Source organism: Microcoleus sp. S13_C5, assembly GCF_036700845.1.
Lineage (GTDB): Bacteria > Cyanobacteriota > Cyanobacteriia > Cyanobacteriales > Microcoleaceae > Microcoleus.
The window spans coordinates 1-25,389 of sequence record NZ_JAUBPR010000026.1; the positions used below are offsets into that span (position 1 = coordinate 1).

The following is a 25,389-nucleotide window of genomic DNA, read 5'->3' on the forward strand; positions in this document are numbered from 1 at the left end:
GGCTGCAATGAATGATGAATACATGATGCTTCTTCTCAAATCCTTTTGTCAAGACTGATTGAGATGCTCTTACCCTGCTGGTAAAACCTGGCATTCTTATTTGACAAGTGTGCTTGAACCTCAAGTGTTACCACCCTACGTCGTGGCAGATTTATATCGCAGGCGCTGGAGAATTGAAGAGGCTTTTAATACCGTAAAAAGGCTCTTGGGATTAAGTTATTTGTGGACGGGTTCTCTCAACGGCATTCAGCTTCAAATCTGGGGTACTTGGATATTTTATGCGCTCTTGGTCGATTTAGGTGATGGCGTTGCTGACCAACTCTCTTTACCAATAGATTCGATTTCATTAGAAATGATTTACCGGGGTCTTTACCATTTTTATGTAGCCCGCCAACAACGCACCGGCAACTGACCCAATCGAGTATTTCGCCGCGCCAGAAAATCGAGATTTAGGTATTGTTAAATCTCAGCGAAAACCCCATATTAAGTTAATTGTTGCACCTTTTCCCGCTCGCGCGGCGAGACCGGGAGCAATTTTTCTTTGATACCTCTTCTGAAATCCCTTTGACAACTGGCATACAAGCTTAACTTGTTACGAATGGTCAAGTACAATTTATACAAAATTAGATGAGCTTACCCTGGCTTTAATACACCTTTTATTCTTTAGTCCCTCTCTGCTGGAACGAGAGTTTGTCTAGAATAGATTTCAACCGACGAGTCTTACGTTTTGCAATTTCAGTTTACACTTCCCGCAAATTACTCATAATCTCTATCAATTCCTGGGGGTGTTTAATCAAAAAATCTGGATTGTGTGCAACCAAAGCCTCCTGAGAATTAAAGCCCCAAGCTACAGCCATTACCTTAATTCCGGTTTTTCTAGCAGCTTCTATATCTCTGATTTCATCTCCCACATAAACGACTTGTTGAGGATTTATATGTTCTCTTTTTAGCCAGCTATTAATAACTTTATGTTTGCCAAAAGTTGAACCAGAGTAAATAAACGTAAAAGTGTCTGGCAAACCATTTTTTTCCAGCGATGCCAAGACGTTTTCTCGGGAATTAGATGTGATAATGCCCAGTTGAAATCCCAGTTTTTTTAACTCCAGTAAAACTTCTTTAATTCCCGGAAATAATTGAATATTGGGAATTTCGCTGCGTAACTCTGCTTTCAACATTCTAATCAACAGCGGGAATTTGAAAATAGAAATGCCCGAATACTGAAGAATTTGCCAAGAAGTTAAATTGCTCAGTTGAGCGATTTGCTCTTTGGTCGCAGACTTAAAGCCTAATTCTACTGACAAACGGTTGGTGATGCTTAGAAGAATATCGATTGTATCTGCTAAAGTACCGTCAAAATCAAAAATAATTACTTTGGTCATTGGACAATAGCAAATAAGGAACGGGGGATCATACAATTTTAGATTTTAGATTTTAGATTTTAGAGGGGGAATGACTTACTGCATAATATATTGACTCTTGGCGCTCCGTACATACCCTAGGGTTATTATCTATAGGGTAAGGTGATCCTAAGCACCCTGAGCGCGAACATCTCAACTTTTAATCGTTAATTTGATTGGCTTTCGCATTTCGCCGCAGCATTTCGGGTTTAATGCGCCGCAGCGCCGAAGCGGTAAATCTGCGGTTCCACTCCTCGTCGGAAATGTCGGCTAATTCTGCAAGTGTCGGTGCTATGTTTTCAGGATAAGGCTCAAACTCTGCCACATCAGTTGGTTTAGCAAATCGCTGATTCCAAGGACAAACATCCTGACAAATGTCGCAACCTGCTACCCAACCTTGTAAATTAGATGCAATTTCGTCGGGCAATTTTTCGGCTCGATTCTCGATCGTGTGATAAGCTATACATCGATCGGCATTCACCACAAAAGGCTCAATAATTGCCCCCGTCGGACACGCCTCAATGCAGCGAGTACAAGTACCGCAATGTTCCGTATGGGGTTCATCGGGCGCTAACTCTAAATTAGTCAAGATTTCGCCCAAAAACACCCAAGAACCGTATTCGCGCGAAATTACATTACCATTTTTGGCAATCCAGCCAATCCCGGCACGCTGCGCCCACATTTTATCCTGAATCGGCCCGGTATCAGCATAATATCGCGCTTCAATTCCCTCGCCTTGCGATCGCACCCAATTTGCCAAAACCTTCAGTTTTTTGTGCAAAATTCTGTGGTAATCCCGCCCCCAACCGTAGCGAGAGATTTTAGCATATTCGATTCCTCCTTCGACCCCCCCCTCACAAGGGGGATTAGAGGGGCGTTGGTGAGGTGTGTAGTAGTTGAGCGCGACACATATTAATGACTGCACCTCTGGCATTATTAATCGAATATCCTGCCGTTTCGGGTTTGCCATCCATGCCATATCCGCCTGATAACCCTTGTCCAGCCAAGCTTGCAATCTTTGTTTTTCTAGCTCGAAATCCGTGTCTGTTGAGGCGATCCCGACTTTGTGAAATCCCAACTCAAGGGCTTTTTCCTTAACCAAAATGCTGCTAATTGGCGCTTTCATTTGACACCAGGTAAATATTTACCTTTTTTATTGACTATTTTGATTTTATATGATATGTGAAGTGATTTTAACGATCGGTTTCCTAAATAAACTAATTCCGCGCACAGTCTAGTGACGGCGATCGCAATTTACCCAACCATTGATCATAGTTTTATAACTCAGCTATATGTAATTTATATTTGCAAAGTTTAACAAAAAGTTACATAATTCAATCAAGGGAGCTTGAGGTTTCCTAACTCAAGTACCTCACTAAAACCACAAATCCCAAAGCATACACATGGCAGTTAGTATTCAATCAGCTCAATCTATTTTCTCGAACACCGAGATTGCGAGCGTTGTTCCGGCTACCACGGAAGCATTTTACAAGCTCAGCGTTGAAGACCAACTAGCCTTGCTCTGGTATGCCTACACCGAAATGGGCGTTTCCATCACCGCAGCAGCTCCGGGAGTAGCCAGCATGGCGCTTGTTGAAGGCATCCTGAGCGAAATCAAGCAAATGTCGCCGGCTGCTCAAAGCAAAACCATGTTTGACCTAGCCAGCAACGCCGACACAACAATCGGCCGGATTTACACCTCCTTGCGCGTCAACACCAAACTCGGTTTCTGGTACGAGTTGGGGCAGTTGATGAAACAGGGCCTTGTCGCTCCGATCCCCGCTGGCTATCAAATGTCTCCCGAAGCCACCGCAGTTCTCGAAACCATCAAGAAACTCGATCCAGGCCAGCAAATTACCGTACTTCGGAATACCGTAGTTAACATGGGCTATGACCCTGCTTTTAACCAAGAGTACGGCAAACGCTCTGCCCCCCGCAGCACTCCCACCGCTCCAGAAGAGCGGGTGAAAACCCAAATTGAGGGTATCAGCGAGCAGACTGTCCTCAACTACATCGACTACATGAACGCCTTCGACTTCACCCCAGCAGTCGGTTTATTTGCTGAAGAAGGTGCCCTGCAACCGCCTTTCCAAAAGCCGATCGTTGGTCGCGAAGCTATCCTCAACTATATGCGGGAAGAGTGCATCGGACTGAAAATGATGCCGGAGCGAGGCGTATCGGAACCCGCAGAAGATGGCTACCGCCAAGTGAAAGTCACCGGCAAAGTCGAAACTCCCTGGTTCGGCGCGAATGTGGGAATGAACATTGCGTGGCGGTTTTTGCTCGATCCCCAAGGTCAAATTTTCTTTGTGGCGATCGACTTGTTGGCATCTCCTAAAGAATTGCTCAATTTGATGCGTAAATAGAATATTCGGGTTCGGTCTGTCAAACAGACTTGCCCAGAAACCCAGATGCCTGCAGGCGTCTGGGTTTTTATCATTTTAGATTTTAGATTTTAAATTTTAGATTCAAGGATTGAAGGATGGGAAATGACTGATGGTATCAGGGTTTGCAGCTTGGCTAAACTTGCATTTTTTGAAAGTAGTATGGATTTTGGTCGATCGCTCTCAAAGCTGCGATCGACGGTCTCCGGTGCCCTCTTCCTCCTTTTTTTCGGAGAATTATTTTCCTAGCCCTACTTATATCTTTTGAGGGATTTGCTGCGGCAAAGAGAATGATTAAAGTATACTCATTGATTTGAAAGCACTTGTTTTATGACCGCAACAACTCGACCTATTTTAACTACCTCTATAAAGATTGCAGGGATCACAATGCCAGGGGTACTGCACTATTTTGAAACTTTAAACGCGGGCGATTTTGAAGCGACGGCTAATTTATTTGCCGATGACGGGGTTCTACACGCGCCGTTTGAAGATCCAATTATCGGCAGGAGTGCGATCGCCACTTATCTAAAAAAAGAAGCGCGAGGAATGCAGCTAGAACCCCAAAAAGGTGTCAGCCAAATTTTAGAAGATGGCAAAGTAGAAGTTCAGGTCAGCGGTCGGGTGCAAACTTCCGCATTTGGTGTTAATGTCGCATGGCTGTTCTTGCTCAATTCTGACCAAAAAATTCTTTCTGTCACGGTCAAACTGTTAGCTTCTCCCCAAGAATTGCTCAATCTGCGGCCTCATAAGAAATTTGATGTTTAATAAGCTGTTTCACATTTAAATTCTCTATTTTGGTTTGGCCTGTTGATCGCACGTAATAGCTAAAATCGTGCGATCGACAGGTTAATCGGCTTTTTATCGGCAGAAGGAGACAGAAACCGGGTTTTTATCCAAATCTTTGGTGAAGTGCCACTCACGCTATAAAAATCCCGTTTCTTCGGTATTTGTACGATCGGGACTGTATTTCTACAATCTTACAGTCTCGCGTTGAGCTAAGGCTACTGCACTACAAAGTGGCTGTCACCGCAGCGTGCGACAGACAGCCAAAGCGAGTCAAAAAGTGCATTGCTAATCATTAATGACTAATGACTAACGACTAATTAAGATTTTTCCGGCAAACTCGCTTCCAACTTTAGACAGTTGCGACCGTCTATTTGCAAAGTGTAGTCCACCCGATCCATAAGTCTGCTCATAATCAGCCAGCCGTAACCGCTTTCCTGTTTAGCTTCCGGCCTCGGGGGATTGTAAGTATCCATTTCGTAACCTTTACCGTAATCCCAAATTTCTAAACCAATATCCCTATTTTTTAAATTCAAGCGAATTAACACGGGTAAATTGGGTTGATCTTTGTGAGCATGGCGGATCACGTTAGAATAGGCTTCTGCTAACACCAAGCGCAAACGATTCGACTGACGTGGCCAATCGACGTGCTCTCCTAGCTCTACTTCCAAACTGCTCAGCAACCAATTTTCAACAATTGTTAAAAACCGCAAGTCGCTTGGCACATGAAGCTCAGTATTCATAAAAAAATCCCGTAAGTTTGAAAACCCTGTGTCTTCACACCAGGTATGAAACACGACGCGCCGAATGGATTCGGCCTCAATACTTGTCGCTACTCGGGGGATACTAGCCTTTTCTGTTTAAAAATCAGGCATTCCTCATGGGGTAGAAGGCAGAAGTTAAGAGTATAGTTGAAAACTTTTGTTATGGGTATAAAGCCCATTAACAATTGATAATTATACCGAGACTGCAAGCAGCGAGGTATAAAAAATCTGTGTTTCAATCCTTTGCTTTTAAGCGTTGGTTTTTTCTGACGAATGCCTTCTACTTTAACCCTTTACAGGTATTTAATCCCCCAGGAAAGCGATTCAGGAAACTAGCAGCGCCATCGCCGGCTAGGTTTTTTACTGTTGACGATAACGCCGTCCTTTGCAGGACTAATCTATGAACCGTCAATAAGCAGGGGTTAAGTTGTTTCGGCTCTCACCCCCGACTATGCGTCGGGAGTCGCTGACAGATTCAAAGAACCTCCAGAGAGAGTATGGTTTGGTCGTCTTCCTGAACGGGATTGTCGGCTCGGATGTGAGCCAACAAATTGTCCAAGTTGAAAGAACCAGGTTCCTGAATCAAGAGTTGCCAAAGCCCTTCTTGTTGTAGCATAGAACGGGTTGGTACACCGCCTGCGACCGCTTCAGTGGTTACGCTAGCTTCAGTAATTCCGTCACTCGTCAGCAGAAATACATCTCCTGACTTTAATTCGATCGTACCTGCTTTGCCTCTCCAAACTGGTAGTATCCCCAAAGGAATGCCACGAGCTTTCAGGAAATTCGGCTCGGCTGGCGTTTTACCGCTAGCAGCTTGAGCTTTGACCTCCGAGTGAGACCAAACGATCGGGTAAATGTGACCGGCATTAGCAAATGCGAGGTGTCCCGTTGACGGAGTGTAACGAGCTACAACCATTGTAATAAAATGATTGTTGCCGATCAGGTCGTCAGACATACTGCTATTCATGTTCTGCATAACTTGATCTGGCTCTGGAGAAACTTCTTGGGAAAGTTCCCGCCGCATCACCGAAATCGCGCTAGCCATAAATAGAGCAGCCGGAACTCCCTTACCCGAAACATCTCCCACCGCTATCCAAATATCCCCTTGGGAGTGGACGTAGACTTCAAAAAAGTCGCCACCCACTTCCCGCGCGGGATAGCAGCAAGCTTGCACTCTGACAGTTTCAAAATCCGGCCAACTTTGGCGCAACAAGTTTGTTTGGATTTGGCGAGCCACTTCCAACTCGTTTTGCATCTGCTTGGCTAAATCCAGAGTGCGCTGGTAGAGCTTAGCTTGAGACAGGGCGAGAGCAGCTTGAGCTGCTACACCTTCTATTAACTCTATATCTTCTGCCGACCAAGGGTTAGTGCCGCCAATCTGGGACAAAGCCAGTACCGCCAGCAATTCTTGCTGGTAAGTCAGGGGGACGGCAATCTCAACCGAGTTAGCATTCCCCCCACTGTTTGAGTTCACTTGAGTTTGGCGGGTGGCTACAGCTTGAACCAGCAAATTTTCATCAAAAGAAAAGCTACTGGCCTCGTCGGTTTGGGCTTGGTAGGGGAAGGTACTGGGCAATAGTCGATCGGTCTCTACCGGCCGCAGCATACAATAGTTGGCCTCAAAAGTTTGACCTACGGTTTGAACAATAGTTTGTACCATACTAGAGTAATCTAGCGACCCGCGAATGACGCTCATTACTTCATTGAACAGAGATTCCTTGCGTAAAGCGCGGCGCAATGCAACACTGCGCTGCTTGTAGTATTTGTAAGTTTCTGAGGCTTGATTGATCACCAATTTGAGTTCTTCTGGATTCCACGGTTTGGTGATGTATTTGAAAACTTGACCTGAGTTGATGGCCTCAACCAAATCTTCAACATCGGTGTATCCCGTTAGCAGAATCCGAATCGTATCGGGAAATCGCTCGACTGTTTTCCCCAAAAACTCGGTGCCATTCATTTCTGGCATCCGCTGGTCAGATATAATCACCGCCATCTCGCCCTGTTCGTCTAGAACTTCCAGGGCGCTGAGGGCGCTATCTGCTTTGTAAACCTGAAAGTCGCGTCGAAACGTCCGGTACAATAAATCCAAGTTGTCGGGTTCGTCATCGACTACCATCAGTTTCAGCTTGCTTCCATCTCCCCGACTCATCTTTCTTCCCCCTTGAAAACCCCCACCATAGCTGTAATCAGCAAGGTGGCGGGAGGAAAAGGGGGGCTGGATATATGCAACATATCAGTTACGTCAAGTTGAGTTAAAGAAACCCGTTTCACCTCAAGGTGAGCATTCCTTTCGCACCATCTGTTCGCACAACAGATGAGAGGCTTTCGATACTGTAACCCGCCTCGGTAGGCCGCTTCAATAGGGAAAATTCCCGAGTCAGCTTTCACGCTGTGATACGAGCAATGATCTTGTTAGCAGTCGGTCTTTTTCTAAACACACCAGCATTCAAAACGGCTAATTAATGCTCTGATTGCAGAGTTCTTAACTAGCTGGGTACTGTCCTCGGTGTGAATTTTAACACTTACTACTAAGGCAGGTATTGCTACCTAAGTCTGGTCAACATCGGCTGTATTTCAAGCCCCACTGTACCCGGAGGGTTAGTGGTGGGTTGTTGGCGCTATTCCCTACATCTTTGCGGAATCGTACTTGATTGCTGCATATAAGTCTCCCGAATCTCTGAACTTTTTGCAGCAAGCATATTACTACTGCCGAATCAAGTTATTCTTTCTGCCAGTCTGAGCTTAGCAGAACGAGAGCGGGGATTTCTAGCGACTTCTTCGGATTGCGGCACGATCGGCTTTTTTGTCAGTACGTGTAAACTGGGTGTTCCTCTGAGTTGGTGCTTGACTGGTCGGTCTTCCAGGCTGTGAAATGTAATGATGCCGATTCTCCCACCGGGTTTTAACCACCTTGGGGCTTGATTGAGGAAAGTTTCTAAAGACGCTAGTTCGGAGTTGACGGCTATCCTTAAAGCTTGGAAAGTACGGGTGGCCGGATGGATTCTGCCGTTGCGCTGCTTGGGGGGGAAGCTGGAGGCGATCGCCCCTGCAAGTTCTGTTGTAGTTTGAAAAGGACGCCCTTGCACAATCCGCCTTGCGATGCGCCGCGACAGTCGCTCCTCCCCGTACTTGTAAATAATATCTGCTAGTTTAACTTCTTCCCAGTGGTTAATAATCTCTTCTGCCGTCAAAGATTGCTGCTGGTTCATACGCATATCTAGTTGAGCTGGGTGGCGAAAACTAAATCCTCGTTCCGGTGTATCGAACTGAGCAGAGCTGACGCCCAAGTCTGCTATGATACCATCAAATTCGGCCTCTGAGGACTGATATTCAGCAAAGTTGCCGTGCCAAAACTCAACGGGCGAGTTGGCAAATTGGGCTTGGCAAAAACGGATGGCTTCTTCGTCGCGGTCGATCGCCACTACTGTAACATCTGGCGCCGCCGCTACAATCAAACTCGTGTGTCCGCCGCCCCCAAGCGTCGCGTCCAAATAGCGGCCGCCGGGACGCACAGCCAAACCCGCAATTAACTCGCTTCCCAAAACTGGAACGTGATAGGTGTCAATACTGACATCAGATCCAAGGGTCTCCTTCTCAGAAAGCTCGATATCCTTCATAATCATAAAAGCCAAACAAAAATCAACAATAGCTAGTAATCATTAATTCATTTAATTATGTCAAGAATTGAGACTAGAACCGAACCGATGGTGCTCAACATGGGGCCGCACCACCCATCCATGCACGGGGTACTCCGGCTAATCGTCACCCTAGACGGGGAAGACGTAGTTGACTGCGAGCCTGTTTTGGGCTATCTGCACCGCGGGATGGAAAAAATCGCCGAAAATCGCACCAACGTGATGTACGTGCCCTACGTGAGCCGCTGGGACTATGCGGAGGGGATGTTTAACGAAGCGGTGACAGTAAATGCGCCGGAAAAGTTGGCTAATATTGCTGTCCCCAAACGGGCGAGTTACATTCGGGTAATCATGCTGGAGTTGAACCGGATTGCTAATCATTTGTTGTGGTTGGGGCCGTTTTTGGCAGACGTGGGGGCGCAAACTCCTTTTTTCTATACTATGCGCGATCGCGAACCAATTCTCGACTTGTGGGAAGCCGCTACAGGTTATCGCATGGTGAATAATAACTATTTCCGCATTGGCGGAGTCGCCGCAGATTTGCCTTACGGTTGGGTAGATAAGTGCCAAGATTTCTGCGATTATTTCGTTCCCAAAATAGACGAGTACGAACGTTTAATTACCAACAATCCAATCTTCCGCCGCCGGATAGAAGGCCTGGGTACTATTTCTCGCGAAGAAGCGATTAACTGGGGACTTTCCGGTCCCATGTTGCGTGCTTCCGGCGTTAAGTGGGATTTGCGGAAAGTTGACCATTACGAATGTTACGACGACTTCGACTGGGAAGTTTGTACCGAAGCTGCTGGCGATTGTTTGGCCCGGTATTTGGTGCGGGTTCGGGAGATGCGCGAGTCGGTTAAGATTCTCTATCAAGCCTTGAAAGGACTCCCCGGTGGCTCTTACGAGAATTTGGAAGCCAAGCGACTCGAAAGCGGACCCAAATCTGAATGGAATGGTTTTGACTATCAGTTTATTGGCAAAAAAGTTGCGCCGACTTTTAAGATTCCCAAGGGCGAACATTATGTCCGCGTTGAAAGTGGCAAGGGTGAGTTGGGGATTTATATTATCGGGGATGATAATGTGTTTCCTTGGCGCTGGAAGATTCGGACTGGGGATTTTAATAATTTGCAGATTTTGCCTCACATTGTTCGCGGCGTAAAGATTGCGGATTTGGTGGCGATTTTGGGGAGTATCGACATTATTATGGGCTCGGTTGATAGGTAGGTTTGGTCGGTTTTTATCTGATAAATTAACCCGGTTTTTTTGTGGAACCGGGTTGATTTTTTTTTACCGCCGATGAACGCGGATAAACGCGGATGGATATCGATTAATATTGCTATTAACGTCGCTAAAATGTACCTTATTTCTCTCTTCTCTTTTCCTCTGTGCCCTCTGCGCCCTCTGCGGTTAATAAAAAAAAATCTCTCCTTCACAAATAAAATAACATCAACTTTGATTCGATAAATTATGAAAGTTCAGCAATCAGATATTAATGATAGTAACCCGGAGCTCTGCGCTTTAATCTGCGAAAGAATTGCCGCCAGTCCGCAGGGGCGTATTACTTTTGCTGAATATATGAATTTGGCATTATATCATCCGCAGCACGGTTATTACAATAGCGCTCGCCCGTCGATCGGCAAACAAGGCGATTTTATCACGTCGTCTCATTGGGGTGCTGATTTTGCGGAGGTTTTGGCAGAGCAGTTTGTGGAAATGTGGGAATTGCTCGATCGTCCTTTCAATTTCGCGATCGTAGAAATGGGCGCTGGGCGGGGAACTTTTGCAGCTAATGTGCTGCAATATCTGCAACGGCAACATCCCGACTTATTTAAAACTTTAACATACATAATTGTTGAAAATTCGCCAAGACTTCAAGCGGAACAACGCCAAATATTAAGTGATATCAAGTGCGTTAAGTGGTGCAATTGGGATGAGATAGTTAATAATTCAATTGTCGGTTGTTTTTTTTCTAACGAGTTAGTGGATGCTTTGCCAGTGCATCAATTCATTCTGGAATCAGGGAAAGTTAGGGAGATTTACGTTGCCGCAGAAACCCCAAGAAATGAACAAGAAGAGATAAAATTTGTTGAAGTAATTGGCGAAGTTTCCACGCCAAAAATTGCCGAATATTTGGATTTGGTAAGCATCGATTTGTCGGCAAGTGTTTACGGGGATGGTTATCGGAGTGAGGTGAATTTGGCGGCTTTGGACTGGATGAGTACAGTTGCTCAAAAGTTGCAGCGGGGATATTTGTTAACTATTGATTACGGTTATCCGGCGCACCGCTATTACAATCCGAGGCGCAGGGAGGGGACGCTACAGTGTTATTATCTGCACCGATATCACAATAATCCTTATATTAAGGTGGGGCGGCAGGATTTAACGGCTCATGTTAATTTTACGGCGCTGGAAAGGCAGGGTGAATTGTGCGGTTTGGATGTGGTAGGGTTTACTCAGCAGGCTTTGTTTTTGATGGCGTTGGGTTTGGGCGATCGTATTGCTTCTTTATCAACAAATGATGCAGAAGTATTGGATGTGGCAACGTTTTTGCGGCGCCGGGAGGCTTTGCATCAGTTGATCGATCCGATGGGTTTGGGAGGTTTTGGGGTTTTGGTGCAGTCGAAGGGGTTGAGGGAGGAGGAAAAGGGGAGAATATTGAAGGGTTTGATGGTGCCTGATTGATTATTTTAGATTAATTATTAACTAATTAAGCTGTTTTTTAACCGCACGAGCGATTAAAGGCGCTTTCTTTTCTAACCCTTCTAAATTAAGTTCGTTCTCTAGATACATCCGATACCACTCCTGACGTTGTTCTATAACCCATTCACTATTCTGAAGCTGTAACTTTTTGAGGGTAAATTCGGCTCGATCGCGCTCGTGGGAAGGAATCGCGTCAGTCAAAACCAACTGACAAGAAGGTAGGATAATCTCAAACCAATTATCTTCTACTTCAAACGGATCGAGAATTTGTCTATCGTAAGTTCCTTTGCAGCTATTTACCCGTTGCAAAGCATAGCGATAGTTTTTCCAGTCATAAATCAAATGCCGATTTTCTGCTTTACTTTTACTCAAATAATGATCGACAGTACCCATCCGACTCGGTATGTACATCACCGCATAACCACAAAGATTTTGGAACTCTTTAGCTAATTGAGGCTTGAAGGAAGACCAAAAATCTTTTGGTTCTTTAGTAGGATTTTTAACTAACCAATTATTGCCTGCTTTTCGCACTTGTTGCTCAAAATCTGCTGGTTCCGCTGGCGGAGTAAATCGCATCATCTTTACTCTACCTCGGTGCTCACAATCCATCGTGGCCAGAAGCGATCGTGTTCTGGTAAAACTCCCAGGAGTTCCTGATGAATTTGCTCCTTAGTTCTGAGGTATTCAGGAAAAGTTTCCATGCTTTCTCCTCGCATGAAGGTATACGCAGCCTCAATCGCTATTTCTGCTTCGCGGGAACGAGCCTGTTTTAACCCAAAAATATCTGAAGTGAGCCAACCCACAGCATCCCCATGTTTTGTCCAAGGAACTTCATTAAGAGTTACATCTTTACCTTGTAACTCAAACAAAAATAACTTATCTTGTTGCTCATCAAATTGAGGCTCAATTGAGGCAAGTACAAGAGGAGAATGAGTAGTTGCTATTAACTGAACTTGCATTTCATTTTTAAGACTTTTAACTACTTCTAATATCGCAGGAAGAATCGATCGTTGCCAAGCTGGATGTAAGTGAGCTTCAACCTCGTCTATTAAAAAGACTATTTGATCGATAGGTTCTTGCTGCCGCAATTTAGATGCTTGTGTATGTTCATACCAAGTCCACATTAGTAAGTAAGCAAGTCCTAAAATTCGTTTTATTCCCGCTGATGCGTAGATAATAGGCACATTTCCATAAGGGAAATCCAGGGTAGGAATATCACGAGTATCTTCTACAGAGACCCGTGTTGGCTGCCCCGGTTCCATCCATTCATCTGCATGGGGAGAAAGTTGTCGAATCACAGAAGAAAATATTTCAAATTTAGAGATATCTGGCTGTCGCTGCCAATTCACCCAATCGTGAATTAAACCATTACATAGAACTTTATTATCGGCTCTTAACCCATTCCAAAGATGATCGGAAGTAAAGTGATAAATACTTGAGTGTTGACGAGCCGGGTCAAGAACTGAAAATCCACCATCAACACGGACATAAACGATCAAGCTTCTTAACAAGGGAGGCATTCGCAGATTCAGCCATTTCTGATCTGAAAGACTAAAAAGGCTACGATATTCCTCAAAATCTCTCTGATGACTCAACACAGAGGTAATTTCTGGTGTTTTTCCCTCTACCTGTTGAGGCAAAGCAGGTTGATCAACCCAGTTTCCCGTTAGTACCCACCAAGCAACATCTAGCAAAAAAGTTTTACCAAGACCATTGTCTCCAGTAAACAAATTGAGTCTTTCGGCGAAGTAAACATCAAATTGGGGAGCTGTTCCCACCCATTTTAGGTGAATTTCTTTCAGCATTTTATAGTGGATAGATACATCAAATTCTAGGTAGTATTCAGAATCCGATAGTTTATATAAACGGATATAGTCTCTCCCATAGGTTTGAAGTGTCTGGCTGGTAACAGGTTCAAATTGTTTCAGAGCACCACTTTTTTCTAGCTTGCCTTTAATCCAACGTCCTAAAATTTTTAAATCATCTTTGGATCTAAAGTTTTTATGATTGGCTCCTTGAGTTTGGCAATCAAATGTTAAACCATCATCTGTATGAACGATAAAATCACCTTTTGGGTAAATAGGATCACTTATTGTTTTTGCATCCACAATAAGTTCAACTTCGTACCAATCTCTTGGGATAAGTTTACCAGTAGATTTATTCTCGCGCCCTTTGCCAAAAAAAGCATTGAGATTTGATTGCTGCTGTCGATCAACTCTTGATAAAGATATGTCCACATAGGGCGTTTCTGGAGTTATGGCAGGTATGGACATTAAGTTACCTCACTTCACTAAGTAAATGTTAATTGTAATTGCTGTTGTGAAGCCTCTAATTCTGCGTGTTCTAATCGTTCCTTAATTGACATCATTTGCAGTTTTTGATTTAACTCGTATAAATCCACTTTCGGATAATCCCCTTTAAATAGCGGAATCAGTGAGTCAACAACGTCAACTATTCCATCTGGCGGAACTGCATTGCCAATTTGTCTTCTTACTTCAGTAATAGAACCTTCAAAAACAAAATCATCCGGAAAACTTTGCAACCTAGCTCTTTCCCTATTTGTCAATGAACGCGGTTCGGGATAATGATATCCCCAAGTACCACCACCACCACCAGCAATAATTGTAGCACAGGGTTTATCTGGATGAATTCGCCGATAAACGTGACTGATCATGCCTTTGACATAGTATGGACTATCCTTAGGAATATCAGTAAAATTCCCTCCGGGGTTAATTAGACTCAAAATTTCAATGGTTCGAGGCTGAATTTTCTGATGTTCCTGATTATATTTCACTTTTTCCACATTTTTGAGTGCTTCACCTGCTGTGCGATAGGGATATTTACGATTTTGTCCGTATTTTGGCTGAGGATGCACAAAATTAAATCCTGTATCCATCCGAATCCCAACTAATAAAACTCTTTGGCGAAATTGGGGAACTCCGTAATCCGCAAAGTTGTAGAGTTTAGGTTTAACTAAGTAGCCCGGTGCGATACTTTCAAAGTCGGAGATTATTTGTTTTATTGCTTGATAATTATTCGCACTTAATAAACCTTTGACATTTTCTGCTACAAAAGCTTTGGGCTGTTTTTTGTTGACAAAATCCAGAAAGTATGTATATAAATTGCCTCTGGTTCCTTCCAGACCGGGACGTTTCCAAATCATGGAAAAGTCTTGACAAGGAAACCCTCCTATACATATTTCTGCTTCGGGAACTTCTGCAATGTCTATATTTTCTATGCTGTCGTTGACGATGACATCAGCAATGTTTCTGCTGAATGTTTTGCAGGCGTATTTATTGGAGTCGATCGCCCAAACTACTTCAAACCCCGCTTTGTGGAATGGCAAGTCCATGCCGCCACAACCTGAAAACAATGATATCAGTTGCGGTTTGGTTTTCCAGGCGATCGGCTTGAGACGTTCGATTAACATATTAGTTCGCATTAGGACAAGGGCGGGCTGGATGCCTGCACCACAAGATATTAATTATACCAAAACATCATGGTATTCGAGTAATCAATTGATATTTCACTCTTCGTCATCTAATTCGATCCCCGCTTGACGCAGTTTTTCTGCCAATCTTTCAGCGCGGAGTCTTTCGCGATCGGCTCTTTCTTCCGACCACAGCAACAACTCGCCTTCTGCATCCCACCATCTCAACCAACAGCCTGTTCTCCCTTCGTGGGTTCCTTCCCAAACTCCTAAAAATAAGTCTAATCCCGGTATCCAATAACGTCCGTTTTCATCAGGTTTTTGCAAGTTGTAGTGCTCTGATTCTAAAGCGTAAACTTCTAAATGAGCTGTTTTTGCTCGGAATATGACGTATCTGGGGACTTTGATTACTTGCTCGTAAAAATACCACTTTCCCACCCGGGAGGTAAACTCTACAGAGTATTCTTCTCCATAGGTTTCTGAAAGAAATTCCATCACGATTTGGGGGATGGTTCCTTCTGTGTGCGGCGTATAACTGCGGCGGACTTGCGAGACATTTTTTTGATTGACGGGTTTCACGTACATCCAATCTGGCGCTTGGCAGATAATGCGCTGTTCGTCGCTGCTTGAACCTGGGAAACTTATTCCTGCACACAAGGCAAAGTTGGAAACAATTAAGGCATCCTGCATTAATTCAGGAAATCCTGTTAGTGGCTGGCGCAAAGCGGCGGCTAATAATGGTTGGCTTTCGTCTTCTACGGGGTCGTCTGGTAGTTGGAAATCTTCTGGTAGTAGTTGCCAGGTGATTGTGAGTTTTGTTTCATGATTTTTAGTTGCTACAGACATAGTTGATCAGAGGTTAAATGTTTTAATGCTTAAATTATATCTCTTGGTTTTTGGGATTAATGTTAATGGCTTAATGACGAGGCAGAGCCTCTGGATCTGCGTTACCGGGCAGAGCCTGGTAACGAGAGGATTGGAATTCAAAGTCCCCGCAACGATGCGGGGGATTTAGGGGGTTCTAGACTGGGCTAAAACCGAGAGGTCTAAGGGTTGTTAATTTTCTGCTGTAGTTCGGTGGTCATTGCTAGTAGTTCTGATTGTGCGATCGCACTTTGTTCACCACTCGCCAACCACTTCAATTGTACCGTCTCGTTTTCAGCTTCCGCATCTCCCAAAACTAAACACGCAACTGCACCGCTTCTGTCGGCTCTTTTAAACTGTTTCCCGAAAGCACTAGCACTCAAATCTATCTCTACACTAAACCCGGCACTTCGCAATTTTTGAGCTAACAATACCGATTGCTGTTCTGCTTTTTCGCCCCTGGATACCAAATAAAAATCCAACTTGGGCACGGGCAAAGGTTGCAACTTTTGCAGCAGGATAATCAACCTTTCGATACCCATTGCCCAACCGACTGCCGCCGTATCTGGACCGCCCAATTCCTTTACTAAACCGTCGTAGCGGCCGCCTCCGCAAACTGTTGCTTGCGCTCCCAAATCGTCGGATATAATTTCAAATGCGGTGTAGGTATAGTAATCTAAACCGCGCACTAATCGGGGATTTAACTGATAGCTAATTCCTAAATTTGTGAGCATTTGCTGCACTTGCTCGAAGTGCGATCGCGATTCATCTCCCAAATATTCTAAAATGCTCGGCGCACCAGCTACAATTTCTTGAGTGCGCTGACTTTTGCTGTCCAAAATCCGCAGCGGATTGCGAGTCAAGCGGTCTTGAGAATCGGCGTCTAATTCGTCTTTGTGCGGTGTAAAATAATCTATTAATGCTTGCCGATAATTTTGTCTGTCTTCCTTATTTCCGACGGAATTAATATCGAGGCGCAAATTTTTTAAACCGAGGGTTTGCAGGATGTCGCAGGCGATCGCAATTACTTCGACATCCGCACGAGGATTCGCACTCCCCAAGACTTCCACGCCAATTTGATTGAACTGCCGCTGTCTTCCTTCTTGCGCGCGTTCGTAGCGAAACATCGGCCCCGCATACCACAGACGCTGCACGTCACCAGCCGCGTACAAACTGTTTTGAATAAAAGCTCGGACTACTCCGGCGGTGCCTTCTGGACGCAAAGTTGTCGATCGATCGCCCTTATCCTTAAAAGTGTACATTTCCTTACCCACAACATCAGTAGCTTCGCCGATACCGCGTTCAAATAAAGATGTCTGTTCAAAAATTGGCGTCCGAATTTCTTGATAAGCCGCTTTTTTTAAAATGGTTCTAGCGACTTCTTCTATATTCTGCCAATATTGAATTTCAGCGGGCAAAATATCCCGCGTTCCCGGTAAAGTTTTAATTGCACTCATTTTGTTAGTCAGTTATCAGTTGTCAGTTGTCCTTAGTAATTAGTCATTAGTTATTAGTTAACAGTCAACAGTTAACTAATAACTGCTCAAAATTAACAGTCAACAGTCAACAGTCAACAGCTAACAATTCCCAATTCCCAATAACTAATGACTTAATAATTCCCACGCTCCGTAACGATCGCCATAATAAGCCAAAATGCGATCGACCCGCTCGCGACCTGCCAAATCGAACCCTTCAGGATACTGTATCCACAAACCCCCAATTTGGCTGTCCCTGTAATCAAACCGCTGCGACTGCTGCGGAATTAAACCGGTTTGCACCCCTTCAACTTGACGCAAATGGACCGCCACTTCGCGATACACCGCCAACGGCAATCCAGGGCATTGAATTTGATAGCGGAGTTGTTTTTCTTGTGCCGTTTGCATCATTTCTTTGCCTGTCCCCAACCTGATCCCTTACTTAAGATACTTCTTTATCGATCGGCCGCGGTAAAGGGCAGCAGTTAATATTATCCAAACATACCTTTCCCCACTGCAACGCCCAGCGTACAAGCGTAACTCGATTGTCAGCGCGCGTCTTGTTCAAGATATTGCTAATGTGGTTGTCAACTGTACGCTTGCTAATCTCTAACTTTTCGGCAATTTTCTCATTAGTCAATCCCGCTGCTACTAACTCTACCACTTGCAATTCTCTGTCCGACAGGGTGACAGGGGTCCCAGAGACAATCCCACTCATAAATTTTTCCTATGTCTGCATATTTACCTATCTACAATTCTAAATGATGAGGGATCGAGTATGAAGAGAAAATTAAATTTGCTGTGCTACTCTTTCGGGCCCGAAGCACCAACTCGCTTGCAGAATTGCAAAAAGTGCAAACTCAGCGCCGACACAGCACGACCCGCAACGACTTGCACTGCTGGCACCGTTCCAGTGACGGGTGATCCCTTTACCTGCGCGCATCTGACATCCGGGCCAAACCCGCAGATGTTTTCAGGTAAAACAACTGATACGCCCGCACTGCACTTGTGCGTTGAGGAAGTAACTGCCAGTATCAGTAGGTCTGATATTATAGGAACAGCCATTAAAAAATAGCTGGCAATTTTTATGGGATGGGTTAAAAATAATTGTTGGCCTGTCTACTGCTGGTCTAAAATCTAAAATGTAAAATCTAAAATTGATATGACTAATCCTCGCGTTCTGTGTCAGGGTGAAGTTTTATTTGATTGTTTAGCAGACAAAGCAGGAGTATCTCTCGAAGAGGTAGAATCTTGGACGGCATATCCCGGCGGTGCTCCTGCTAATGTTGCCTGCGCTTTGGTTAAATTGGGGACGGCGGCGGGATTTATCGGTGCTGTAGGTGGGGATGAATTGGGGAATTCCCTAGTGCAGGTATTGCAAGAAGTAGGGGTGGATATTGCTGGAGTGCAGCGACATCCAAGTGCGCCGACGCGACAAGTTTATGTGTTGCGGAATGAAGCGGGCGATCGAACTTTTGCCGGTTTTGGCGAATTTGATACTGCGGATTTTGCCGACACCCACCTCCTGGCTGCACAACTACCGGAGGTGTTGTTTGAAAATGCCGAATTTTTAGTGCTAGGCACTTTAGAATTAGCTTATCCTGAAAGTCGAGAGGCGATCGCCCGAGCGATAGAACTAGCAGAACGGTACGACGTTAAAATTATACTTGACATCAATTGGCGTCCCGTGTTTTGGCCAAATCCAGACGAAGCAAAAGCGCCCATTAGAAAAATCTTAAAAAAAGTTGATTTTGTTAAGCTATCTGAGGAAGAAGCCGAATGGTTGTTTGACACTACCGACCCTGGAGCTATTACCTACCGCCTCGATTCCGTAGAAGGCGTTTTGGTGACTGCGGGCGAGAAAGGTTGCGCTTATTGTATCTCGGAAAATGAAGGAAAAATCCCCGCATTTACGGTAGATGTTGAGGATACAACAGGTGCCGGCGACGCATTTCTGGCTGGTTTTATACGCCAGTTGTGCAAGCATGGAATTAAGAATTTAGCAGATCCAGAAATAACCCAAAAAATTGTAACTTATGCCAGTGCGGTAGGTGCGATGACAGCGATGAAACCCGGGGCAATTAAAGCTCAGCCAACCGCCGCTGAAGTAGAAGCTTTCTTGTATTTGTACAAAAATTAGCATCCCGAACTTATCAGCCTAGAAACGGAGAGGACGCTAAATTTGGTTCAGAAACCCGGTTAATCCGAAAAAAATAACTCTTATACTAAATCCACCTTAAAAAACCTCGATCGGACTAGGCGATTGAAATCGGTACTATACAAACTCTCGTCCTAGCTGAGAGGGACTAAGAAATAAAGAGGTATTTAAGTGAAGCCAGATTTGGTATTAGAGGTTTTATTGGAGGCAATTAACCACATATCAGATGATTTCTAATTTGGTGCAAGATTACCTCTAACGGCTGCGAAGCATCTATAATAAGTGCATCTTCAGGTTCTTCGAGAGTGTCTAACTGACTTAACAGCAAGTCTGCTTTCATGTAGTGATCTTCGCGACTTGTTAACCGGGCTGCCAATACCTCAAAAGAACATTTCAGATAAACTATTTTCATCCGGTATTGGTCGCGGTCGAGCATTTCGCGGTAAGATGCTTTTAAAGCAGAACAAGCCAAAACCACATTTTTATTTTCTAACAGCCACTTGTCTATTGCAGCTTGCAATTGTAACAGCCAAGGAAGGCGATCCGCATCTTCTAAAGGAATGCCCCGACTCATTTTATCGATATTAGCTGATGGGTGAAAATCGTCAGCATCGCTGAAATCCCAGTTGAGAGATTGCGCCAGCAATTTGCCAACTGTAGTTTTGCCTGAACCGGAGACTCCCATCACGATCGTAATCATGGCACCTATTTACCGAAATACTTGTAATTTGATCGAGTTGTGCGATCGAGAAACCGGGTTTCTTAAGTTGCCCGATAAATCATACCATTATAAACAATTCAACAAACCCAGTCTATTTGTAATTATAGAGCAATTTTATTCCCGAGTGGGTCTAATGAATTCACAATAATTAACTTGGGTTCTTCCCTAACTTTGTGATGAGAATTTTACTTATTGTTGCTGATTATCCGATCGCACTTGCAGCTAAAACATCACTGCTAACAGGCTGGTACATCGGGCCTTGGAAGGGTCGAAAGCCTTGCTGGCAATCGACAGTCATCTTGCACAGCAAGCGGAACTTTAGGGGCGTTGGGGGTTGATTGAGACGATCGACTTCTACGCGAACCAATTCTGGATGCTGCGAAATAATTTCAAAAATATCATCCACAAGATAGCGCTGACAATAGCCGACAATCCAGTGATCTTTAGTACACAGAAGCAGACGGGAAGCGCGCGGATTTTTAAATTCGTGGGCTAAATACAAAAGTTCGCCCACTTGAAGCCGATTAATCCGTTCCATTGCCGACATTGAAAGGTATCGCAGTCCATCTGCAAAAAAATGGATAAAGTAACGTCCATTTTCGTCTGGTTCGGGACAGGGAAATACCTCAAATTTATCAGTTGCCCGTTTGCCTCCGCTGCGCGCCAATAAAGCAATGGGGTCATGTTCGTGTTCAGGGATATTCAACCACTGTACAAATTCAGGGTAGTCAGGGCGCGATCGCGGCATCACTCGATTAGAAAACAACGAAAACAGTTTCTGTGAAGTGTAAACATTATTGAAATCCGGGAAACAGGGCAAAGGCAGAAACCCGCACTTAAGTTTCGCCTCTAGAACACCCTTTGTATAATTGAACTGGTATTCTTTACCGTTAAATGTCAATCGACCAATCGGAAACCAAGAACCGCTGCCCGGGCTTTGCCAAGCCAAAAATAGTGTTTTCAAAGCAAATCTCCTGTCAATTCAAGCAGTGCACACCTTACACAAGGATAGGGTGGCGCCCTGCGGCGCACCTTACCGCTATAAGTAGCCAAAAATACCAATTTTTACGTAAGTCCTGTGAATTTATTCTCCTAGTCTATAGGAAATAGCATCAAAATTTAGTATTTTTGGCTTTCTGCCATGACGATAACAGTACCAATCAACTGAATAAACATCTTTTTTAACCAGAAGCTCACGCTAGAATCATACCATCAATGCGGACAATAACTTAAATTGTGCTTAACATGATTGTAGTGAATATAGTTTAAATGCTGTTTAAAATTCTTTTATTTGCAAATACGATATCCCCAAATGCGCCGATACCAAATATCACTTTCTCTACGCTGGCGACCAGAAAATTAGACATTTTGAACCCACGTTCCTTGACCGCCCAAAGAGTTTGTAAATACAACTTTTATCTCTCCAATACGCTTGGCAGAGGCAGTATGATTAAGAGGTAATTTTAACAAAAAATGGATGTGGTCTGGCAATACAACTGCCCATAATTTCAAAAGGTTATTCTGATTTAATCGCCCCTACAGCATTGCGGAGTCGCAAGACATTTTCTGACTCTGAAAATAGGGCTGTGCGATTGTAGGTAACAAGCGTTAGGGAGAAACTTCCACCAGGAAGGTAAAATCGGCGATAGTTTGGCATTAATATCGTCTTCCTACTTTTTTATAGGGCATTTTACACTCATTTTTGCGGGTGCGCCGAAGAATACCTTACATTCATCTCGTAGGGTAATCTTCGGTGCACCTTCCAGGGGCCTCCGGGTGCGCCGAAGAGCACCTTACGTCAGCTACTTTCTAACACAGGAATTCGCGCGGATCGGTGACATACCCAGTCAGCGCAGAAGCCGCCGCCGTATAAGGCGAAGCCAGATAAACTTGCGCTTCTTTATTCCCCATGCGACCGGGGAAATTGCGGTTAGTTGTAGATACACAAATTTCTGGTTCGTTCATCCGCCCAAAAGTGTCTTTCGGGCCACCCAAACAAGCGGCGCAAGAAGGCGCTGCGGGCTCGATGCAGCCTGCAGCTAAGAAAATTTCCGAAAGCGTTTGACCTTCGTATTTTGTGAGAAACAAATCCTCGTAAACTTTCTGAGTTGCTGGTACTAAATAAGTCGGCACTTTGACTTGATTGCCTTTGAGAATGCGGGCGGCATTCAGAAAGTCGGAGGTTTTGCCGCCGGTGCAGGAACCGATGTAAACTCGATCGATCTTGACATCGCGGCAGTTGCGGGCTAAGTCGCGATTGTCTGGGGAGTGCGGTTTGGCGACGACAGGTTCTAATTTGCTGACATCGTAGGTGCGATCGCTATAAAATTTAGCATCCCCATCGCTGTAAAATGAATCGAAGGGTTTGTCAGTCCGCGAAGTAACGTAATCAAACGTAGTTTTGTCGGGCGCAACCGTGCCGTTTTTACCGCCAGCTTCAATCACCATATTGCACAGCGTCATCCGTTCTTCCATCGTCAAACGCTCAACTGTATCGCCCGCAAATTCCATTGTCCGGTAGTTAGCACCGGCCACGCTAATATCACCAATAATCTGCAAAATCAGGTCTTTTGCTAACAAATAATCAGGCAGTTCGCCGTTGAACACAAACCGCATGGTTGCCGGAACTTTGATTAACAGTTTGCCGGTTCCCATGATAAAAGCCGCGTCTGTATTGCCGATCCCGGTGGCAAATTGTCCGAAAGCGCCGGCATTACAGGTGTGGGAATCGGTGCCGAAGAGCACTTCGCCGGGTCGGGTGTGACCTTCTTGTGCTAGCGCGATGTGGCAAACTCCTTTGTAGTCGGGATTTGCTTTGAAGTCCGATCGATCCGTGATGTCGTAAAAGTATTTTATCCCTTGTTCTTTGGCAAAATCGCGGAGAATATCGACGTTGCGGTTAGCGCGTTCGTCGTTGGTGAAAATGTAGTGGTCGGGAATAAGGACGATTTTGTCTGGGTTCCAGACTTTAGCATTCTCACCGAATTCGCGTTTGAAAACGCCGATGGTGCCGGGGCCGCAGACATCGTGGGTCATCAACACGTCTGTTTCTACCCAAATATTTTCTCCGGGCTCGACTTTAGTGCGGCCTGATGCTTTGGCTAATATTTTTTCGGTCAGAGTCATTCCCATAGTGCGATCGCTCTTTTTTATTAGATGCTACAAGTGTATTGTAAGCGAAACATTATCTTAAAATAGAAATTATCAGGTTTTAAAAATCGGGAGTAATGACGATGACCTTGCTGACGTTACCCCTAAAAGTTAATCTGGATCGCGTTCAATTTACCGATGAGCAGTTTTATCAACTCTGTCTCAGTAATCCTGAATTGACCATAGAGCGAGATGCTGAAGGAAGGTTAATTGTGATGTCTCCAGTTGGCGGCGATAGCGGTAGTCGCGAGATGGATCTCGGCGGTGAAGTTTATATTTGGAATCGCCAAACCCAACTAGGTAGGGTGTTTAGTTCTTCCACGTTATTCAAATTGCCCGGTGGAGGATCTCGTTCTCCTGATGTAGCATGGGTGGAATTGTCTCGCTGGGAAGCGCTGACTCCAGAACAATGACAGAAATTTCCCCCCATCGCGCCGGATTTTGTGATTGAACTGCGCTCGCGATCGGATAATCTGCAAACCTTACAAGATAAAATGCTGGAATACCTGCAAAGTGGGGTGCGGTTGGGTTGGTTGTTTAATCTACAGAATCAGCAGGTAGAAATTTATCGACAGGGACAAACAAAAGAGGTTCGCTCTCAGGGTAAGAGCGTCTCAATCATGCTTGACAAAAGGAATCTGAAGAATCTAAGATCAGGTCAAGAAAACAAGAACTGATAATTTGAATCAGATCATCATTATCCATAGCTGCCCGTTTCATTTTTTGTCGAAGACTACATTTGTAAGTAGGTTCGCAGTTGAGGGCATTCAGCGCAATACGTCGCAGGAGGGCCAAATTCCGGGGACTGTGGAAAGAGCTTTTCCGGCAAGCATCTTCAGCAAAGGTACAATCTAAAGTCCAATGAGCCTGATTTTCAATCCCCCAATGTTTTCGGATGGCTCGACCCAAAAGTTGGGCATCACTATCTAAAGAAGTTAGATAGAATTGCACTTCCCTCCTTAGTTTTGTTCCAAAGATGACGCACTCGAACAACAATGACCACACTTTTTAATCCCGCCCATAATCGCGGTTGGTAAAGCTCACCAATGACCGTAATTGGCACCGACCAAACTTGACGGATTTCTCGCCGATGATGACCGGACTCAATCCGTTGCTCATCACTGACATCAATCCCGGAAAATTGCTGTGCAGAAGCTCTCTCCAACCATTCTTTAACCTGATGATGGAGAGTGGGATGATTAGCTTTAAGTGTCAGAACATAATTTCCTTTTTTTTCAATAATCTTTTGAGCAATTTCAGTTTGAGTCCCCCTAGGAGCAATAGTAATGATAGAATCAGTGATGTTTAGCAACTCTAATAATGCCGGAATAGCCGTGATCTCATTCGATTTATCATCCACTTTCATCGGCGCCAAAACAAGACATTGTTCAGGAGACCAAGCAGTAATAACATGAAGTGCCGATTTGCCTTGATTGCGGTCATAAGAACCTCTAATTGTCTTACCATCAATGGGAATAATTTCTCCTCCTGTCGCGAGTGACGAGAGTTTCTACCCATCGTCCAAAGCATCGATTTAATGCTTCTGGGTCAAGGAACTCAAATACTCGACGAAAAGTGTCATCGGAAGGGATGCCATAAGGTAATGCCAAAAACTCTTCTCACCACTTTTTTTTACTAATGCCATAATTCTCGATGTCTTCCCACCCTTGCGCTCCGGCGATGATAGCGAAAATTGCGATTGCTAGGATATCGGTGAGTTGATGTTTCTTAGTTCCCTCGACTCTGGGGTCTTTAATATCTGCAAAATGTGCTAATAAACGGGCGTTGAATATCTTGGATCTCTGCTACTTCCGGGAGCGGTAGTTGAGGAAGAGAGCTTTTTTTGCCAGAGGTAGATTTAATTTCAAAACCCTGAGACATAAAATGTATTCCTAAATATTTTATTGGGTTGCATGGTTTTCGTCTCA

At 44.6% G+C, this 25,389-nt stretch carries 21 protein-coding genes and 3 pseudogenes; 8 read left to right on the forward strand and 16 right to left on the reverse strand.

The features are described from left to right. Window positions 1–82: 82 nt before the first annotated feature. Window positions 83–588, forward strand: a pseudogene (locus QUA04_RS09890) (transposase); the annotation flags it as partial. A gap of 152 nt (window positions 589–740) precedes the next feature. On the opposite strand, the gene QUA04_RS09895 reads toward QUA04_RS09890, so the two are convergent. Both QUA04_RS09895 and queG read right to left on the reverse strand, forming a co-directional pair. Then, window positions 741–1,379, reverse strand: a complete 639-nt coding sequence (locus QUA04_RS09895) for an HAD-IA family hydrolase (RefSeq protein WP_333256144.1) — start codon at window positions 1,377–1,379, stop codon at window positions 741–743. A 178-nt stretch (window positions 1,380–1,557) separates the two neighbouring features. Further along, complete coding sequence (gene queG / locus QUA04_RS09900) at window positions 1,558–2,523, reverse strand: tRNA epoxyqueuosine(34) reductase QueG (protein ID WP_333256146.1); 966 nt, start codon at window positions 2,521–2,523, stop codon at window positions 1,558–1,560. 277 nt (window positions 2,524–2,800) lie between these two features. Here queG and QUA04_RS09905 point away from each other — a divergent pair, with 277 nt between their 5' ends. Then, window positions 2,801–3,763, forward strand: coding sequence for an orange carotenoid protein N-terminal domain-containing protein (locus QUA04_RS09905; RefSeq protein ID WP_333256148.1), 963 nt, complete (start codon window positions 2,801–2,803; stop codon window positions 3,761–3,763). Between the two features lie 405 nt (window positions 3,764–4,168). Further along, window positions 4,169–4,546 carry a nuclear transport factor 2 family protein gene (locus QUA04_RS09910; protein ID WP_333256150.1) on the forward strand — a complete coding sequence of 126 codons (378 nt, stop codon included), beginning with the start codon at window positions 4,169–4,171 and terminating at the stop codon, window positions 4,544–4,546. Window positions 4,547–4,884: 338 nt separating this feature from the next. Here QUA04_RS09910 and QUA04_RS09915 read toward each other — a convergent pair whose 3' ends face one another. The 3 genes from QUA04_RS09915 to rsmH form a co-directional block, all read right to left on the reverse strand. After that, window positions 4,885–5,307: an ATP-binding protein gene (locus tag QUA04_RS09915; RefSeq protein WP_006633914.1), complete on the reverse strand. Its 423-nt coding sequence runs from the start codon at window positions 5,305–5,307 to the stop codon at window positions 4,885–4,887. 496 nt (window positions 5,308–5,803) lie between these two features. Continuing rightward, the gene (locus QUA04_RS09920; RefSeq protein WP_333256152.1) at window positions 5,804–7,477 is read right to left on the reverse strand and encodes a SpoIIE family protein phosphatase; all 1,674 of its coding nucleotides are present in this window, start codon (window positions 7,475–7,477) and stop codon (window positions 5,804–5,806) included. Between the two features lie 565 nt (window positions 7,478–8,042). Beyond that, window positions 8,043–8,945, reverse strand: a complete 903-nt coding sequence (gene rsmH, locus QUA04_RS09925) for a 16S rRNA (cytosine(1402)-N(4))-methyltransferase RsmH (protein ID WP_333256153.1) — start codon at window positions 8,943–8,945, stop codon at window positions 8,043–8,045. A 57-nt stretch (window positions 8,946–9,002) separates the two neighbouring features. On the opposite strand from rsmH, the gene QUA04_RS09930 reads away from it, so the two are divergent. Both QUA04_RS09930 and QUA04_RS09935 read left to right on the forward strand, forming a co-directional pair. Then, window positions 9,003–10,187, forward strand: a complete 1,185-nt coding sequence (locus QUA04_RS09930; RefSeq protein WP_333176833.1) for an NAD(P)H-quinone oxidoreductase subunit H — start codon at window positions 9,003–9,005, stop codon at window positions 10,185–10,187. 243 nt (window positions 10,188–10,430) lie between these two features. Continuing rightward, a complete protein-coding gene (locus QUA04_RS09935; RefSeq protein ID WP_333256154.1) occupies window positions 10,431–11,645 on the forward strand; it encodes a class I SAM-dependent methyltransferase in 1,215 nt (404 codons plus the stop codon). Between the two features lie 21 nt (window positions 11,646–11,666). On the opposite strand, the gene QUA04_RS09940 is transcribed toward QUA04_RS09935, so the two are convergent. From QUA04_RS09940 to QUA04_RS09970, 7 genes are all read right to left on the reverse strand, one after another. Then, window positions 11,667–12,242: a hypothetical protein gene (locus QUA04_RS09940; protein WP_333256156.1), complete on the reverse strand. Its 576-nt coding sequence runs from the start codon at window positions 12,240–12,242 to the stop codon at window positions 11,667–11,669. 2 nt (window positions 12,243–12,244) lie between these two features. Further along, on the reverse strand, window positions 12,245–13,936 hold the full coding sequence (locus tag QUA04_RS09945) for an AAA family ATPase (RefSeq protein ID WP_333256158.1): 1,692 nt from the start codon (window positions 13,934–13,936) through the stop codon (window positions 12,245–12,247). Window positions 13,937–13,953: 17 nt separating this feature from the next. Continuing rightward, window positions 13,954–15,093 (reverse strand): DNA cytosine methyltransferase, encoded by a 1,140-nt coding sequence (locus QUA04_RS09950; RefSeq protein WP_333256160.1) that lies wholly within the window; start codon window positions 15,091–15,093, stop codon window positions 13,954–13,956. Between the two features lie 96 nt (window positions 15,094–15,189). Next, window positions 15,190–15,939, reverse strand: a complete 750-nt coding sequence (locus QUA04_RS09955; protein ID WP_333256161.1) for a Uma2 family endonuclease — start codon at window positions 15,937–15,939, stop codon at window positions 15,190–15,192. A 200-nt stretch (window positions 15,940–16,139) separates the two neighbouring features. Next, window positions 16,140–17,414, reverse strand: coding sequence for a histidine--tRNA ligase (hisS, locus tag QUA04_RS09960; protein ID WP_333256163.1), 1,275 nt, complete (start codon window positions 17,412–17,414; stop codon window positions 16,140–16,142). A 144-nt stretch (window positions 17,415–17,558) separates the two neighbouring features. Further along, window positions 17,559–17,840, reverse strand: coding sequence for a hypothetical protein (locus tag QUA04_RS09965; RefSeq protein WP_333256235.1), 282 nt, complete (start codon window positions 17,838–17,840; stop codon window positions 17,559–17,561). 34 nt (window positions 17,841–17,874) lie between these two features. Next, entirely contained in the window at window positions 17,875–18,150 is a 276-nt protein-coding gene (locus QUA04_RS09970) for a photosynthetic electron transport-dependent transcriptional regulator PedR (RefSeq protein WP_006633901.1), read from the reverse strand. A 60-nt stretch (window positions 18,151–18,210) separates the two neighbouring features. Here QUA04_RS09970 and QUA04_RS09975 point away from each other — a divergent pair, with 60 nt between their 5' ends. Both QUA04_RS09975 and QUA04_RS09980 read left to right on the forward strand, forming a co-directional pair. Continuing rightward, on the forward strand, window positions 18,211–18,507 hold the full coding sequence (locus tag QUA04_RS09975) for a hypothetical protein (protein WP_333256165.1): 297 nt from the start codon (window positions 18,211–18,213) through the stop codon (window positions 18,505–18,507). An 87-nt stretch (window positions 18,508–18,594) separates the two neighbouring features. Beyond that, window positions 18,595–19,572: a carbohydrate kinase gene (locus QUA04_RS09980; RefSeq protein WP_333256167.1), complete on the forward strand. Its 978-nt coding sequence runs from the start codon at window positions 18,595–18,597 to the stop codon at window positions 19,570–19,572. Window positions 19,573–19,801: 229 nt separating this feature from the next. On the opposite strand, the gene QUA04_RS09985 is transcribed toward QUA04_RS09980, so the two are convergent. The 3 genes from QUA04_RS09985 to QUA04_RS09995 form a co-directional block, all read right to left on the reverse strand. Further along, window positions 19,802–20,290: a gluconokinase gene (locus QUA04_RS09985; protein ID WP_333256168.1), complete on the reverse strand. Its 489-nt coding sequence runs from the start codon at window positions 20,288–20,290 to the stop codon at window positions 19,802–19,804. A 223-nt stretch (window positions 20,291–20,513) separates the two neighbouring features. After that, on the reverse strand, window positions 20,514–21,275 hold the full coding sequence (locus QUA04_RS09990; RefSeq protein WP_333256170.1) for a DNA-binding protein: 762 nt from the start codon (window positions 21,273–21,275) through the stop codon (window positions 20,514–20,516). 845 nt (window positions 21,276–22,120) lie between these two features. Continuing rightward, entirely contained in the window at window positions 22,121–23,443 is a 1,323-nt protein-coding gene (locus tag QUA04_RS09995) for a 3-isopropylmalate dehydratase large subunit (RefSeq protein WP_333256172.1), read from the reverse strand. Window positions 23,444–23,544: 101 nt separating this feature from the next. Here QUA04_RS09995 and QUA04_RS10000 point away from each other — a divergent pair. Further along, a pseudogene (locus QUA04_RS10000) lies at window positions 23,545–24,138 on the forward strand (Uma2 family endonuclease). Here the strand turns inward: QUA04_RS10000 and QUA04_RS10005 are convergent. Beyond that, a pseudogene (locus QUA04_RS10005) lies at window positions 24,080–25,342 on the reverse strand (ISAs1 family transposase). The pseudogenes QUA04_RS10000 and QUA04_RS10005 sit on opposite strands and share 59 nt — an antisense overlap. Between the last annotated feature and the right edge of the window lie 47 nt (window positions 25,343–25,389).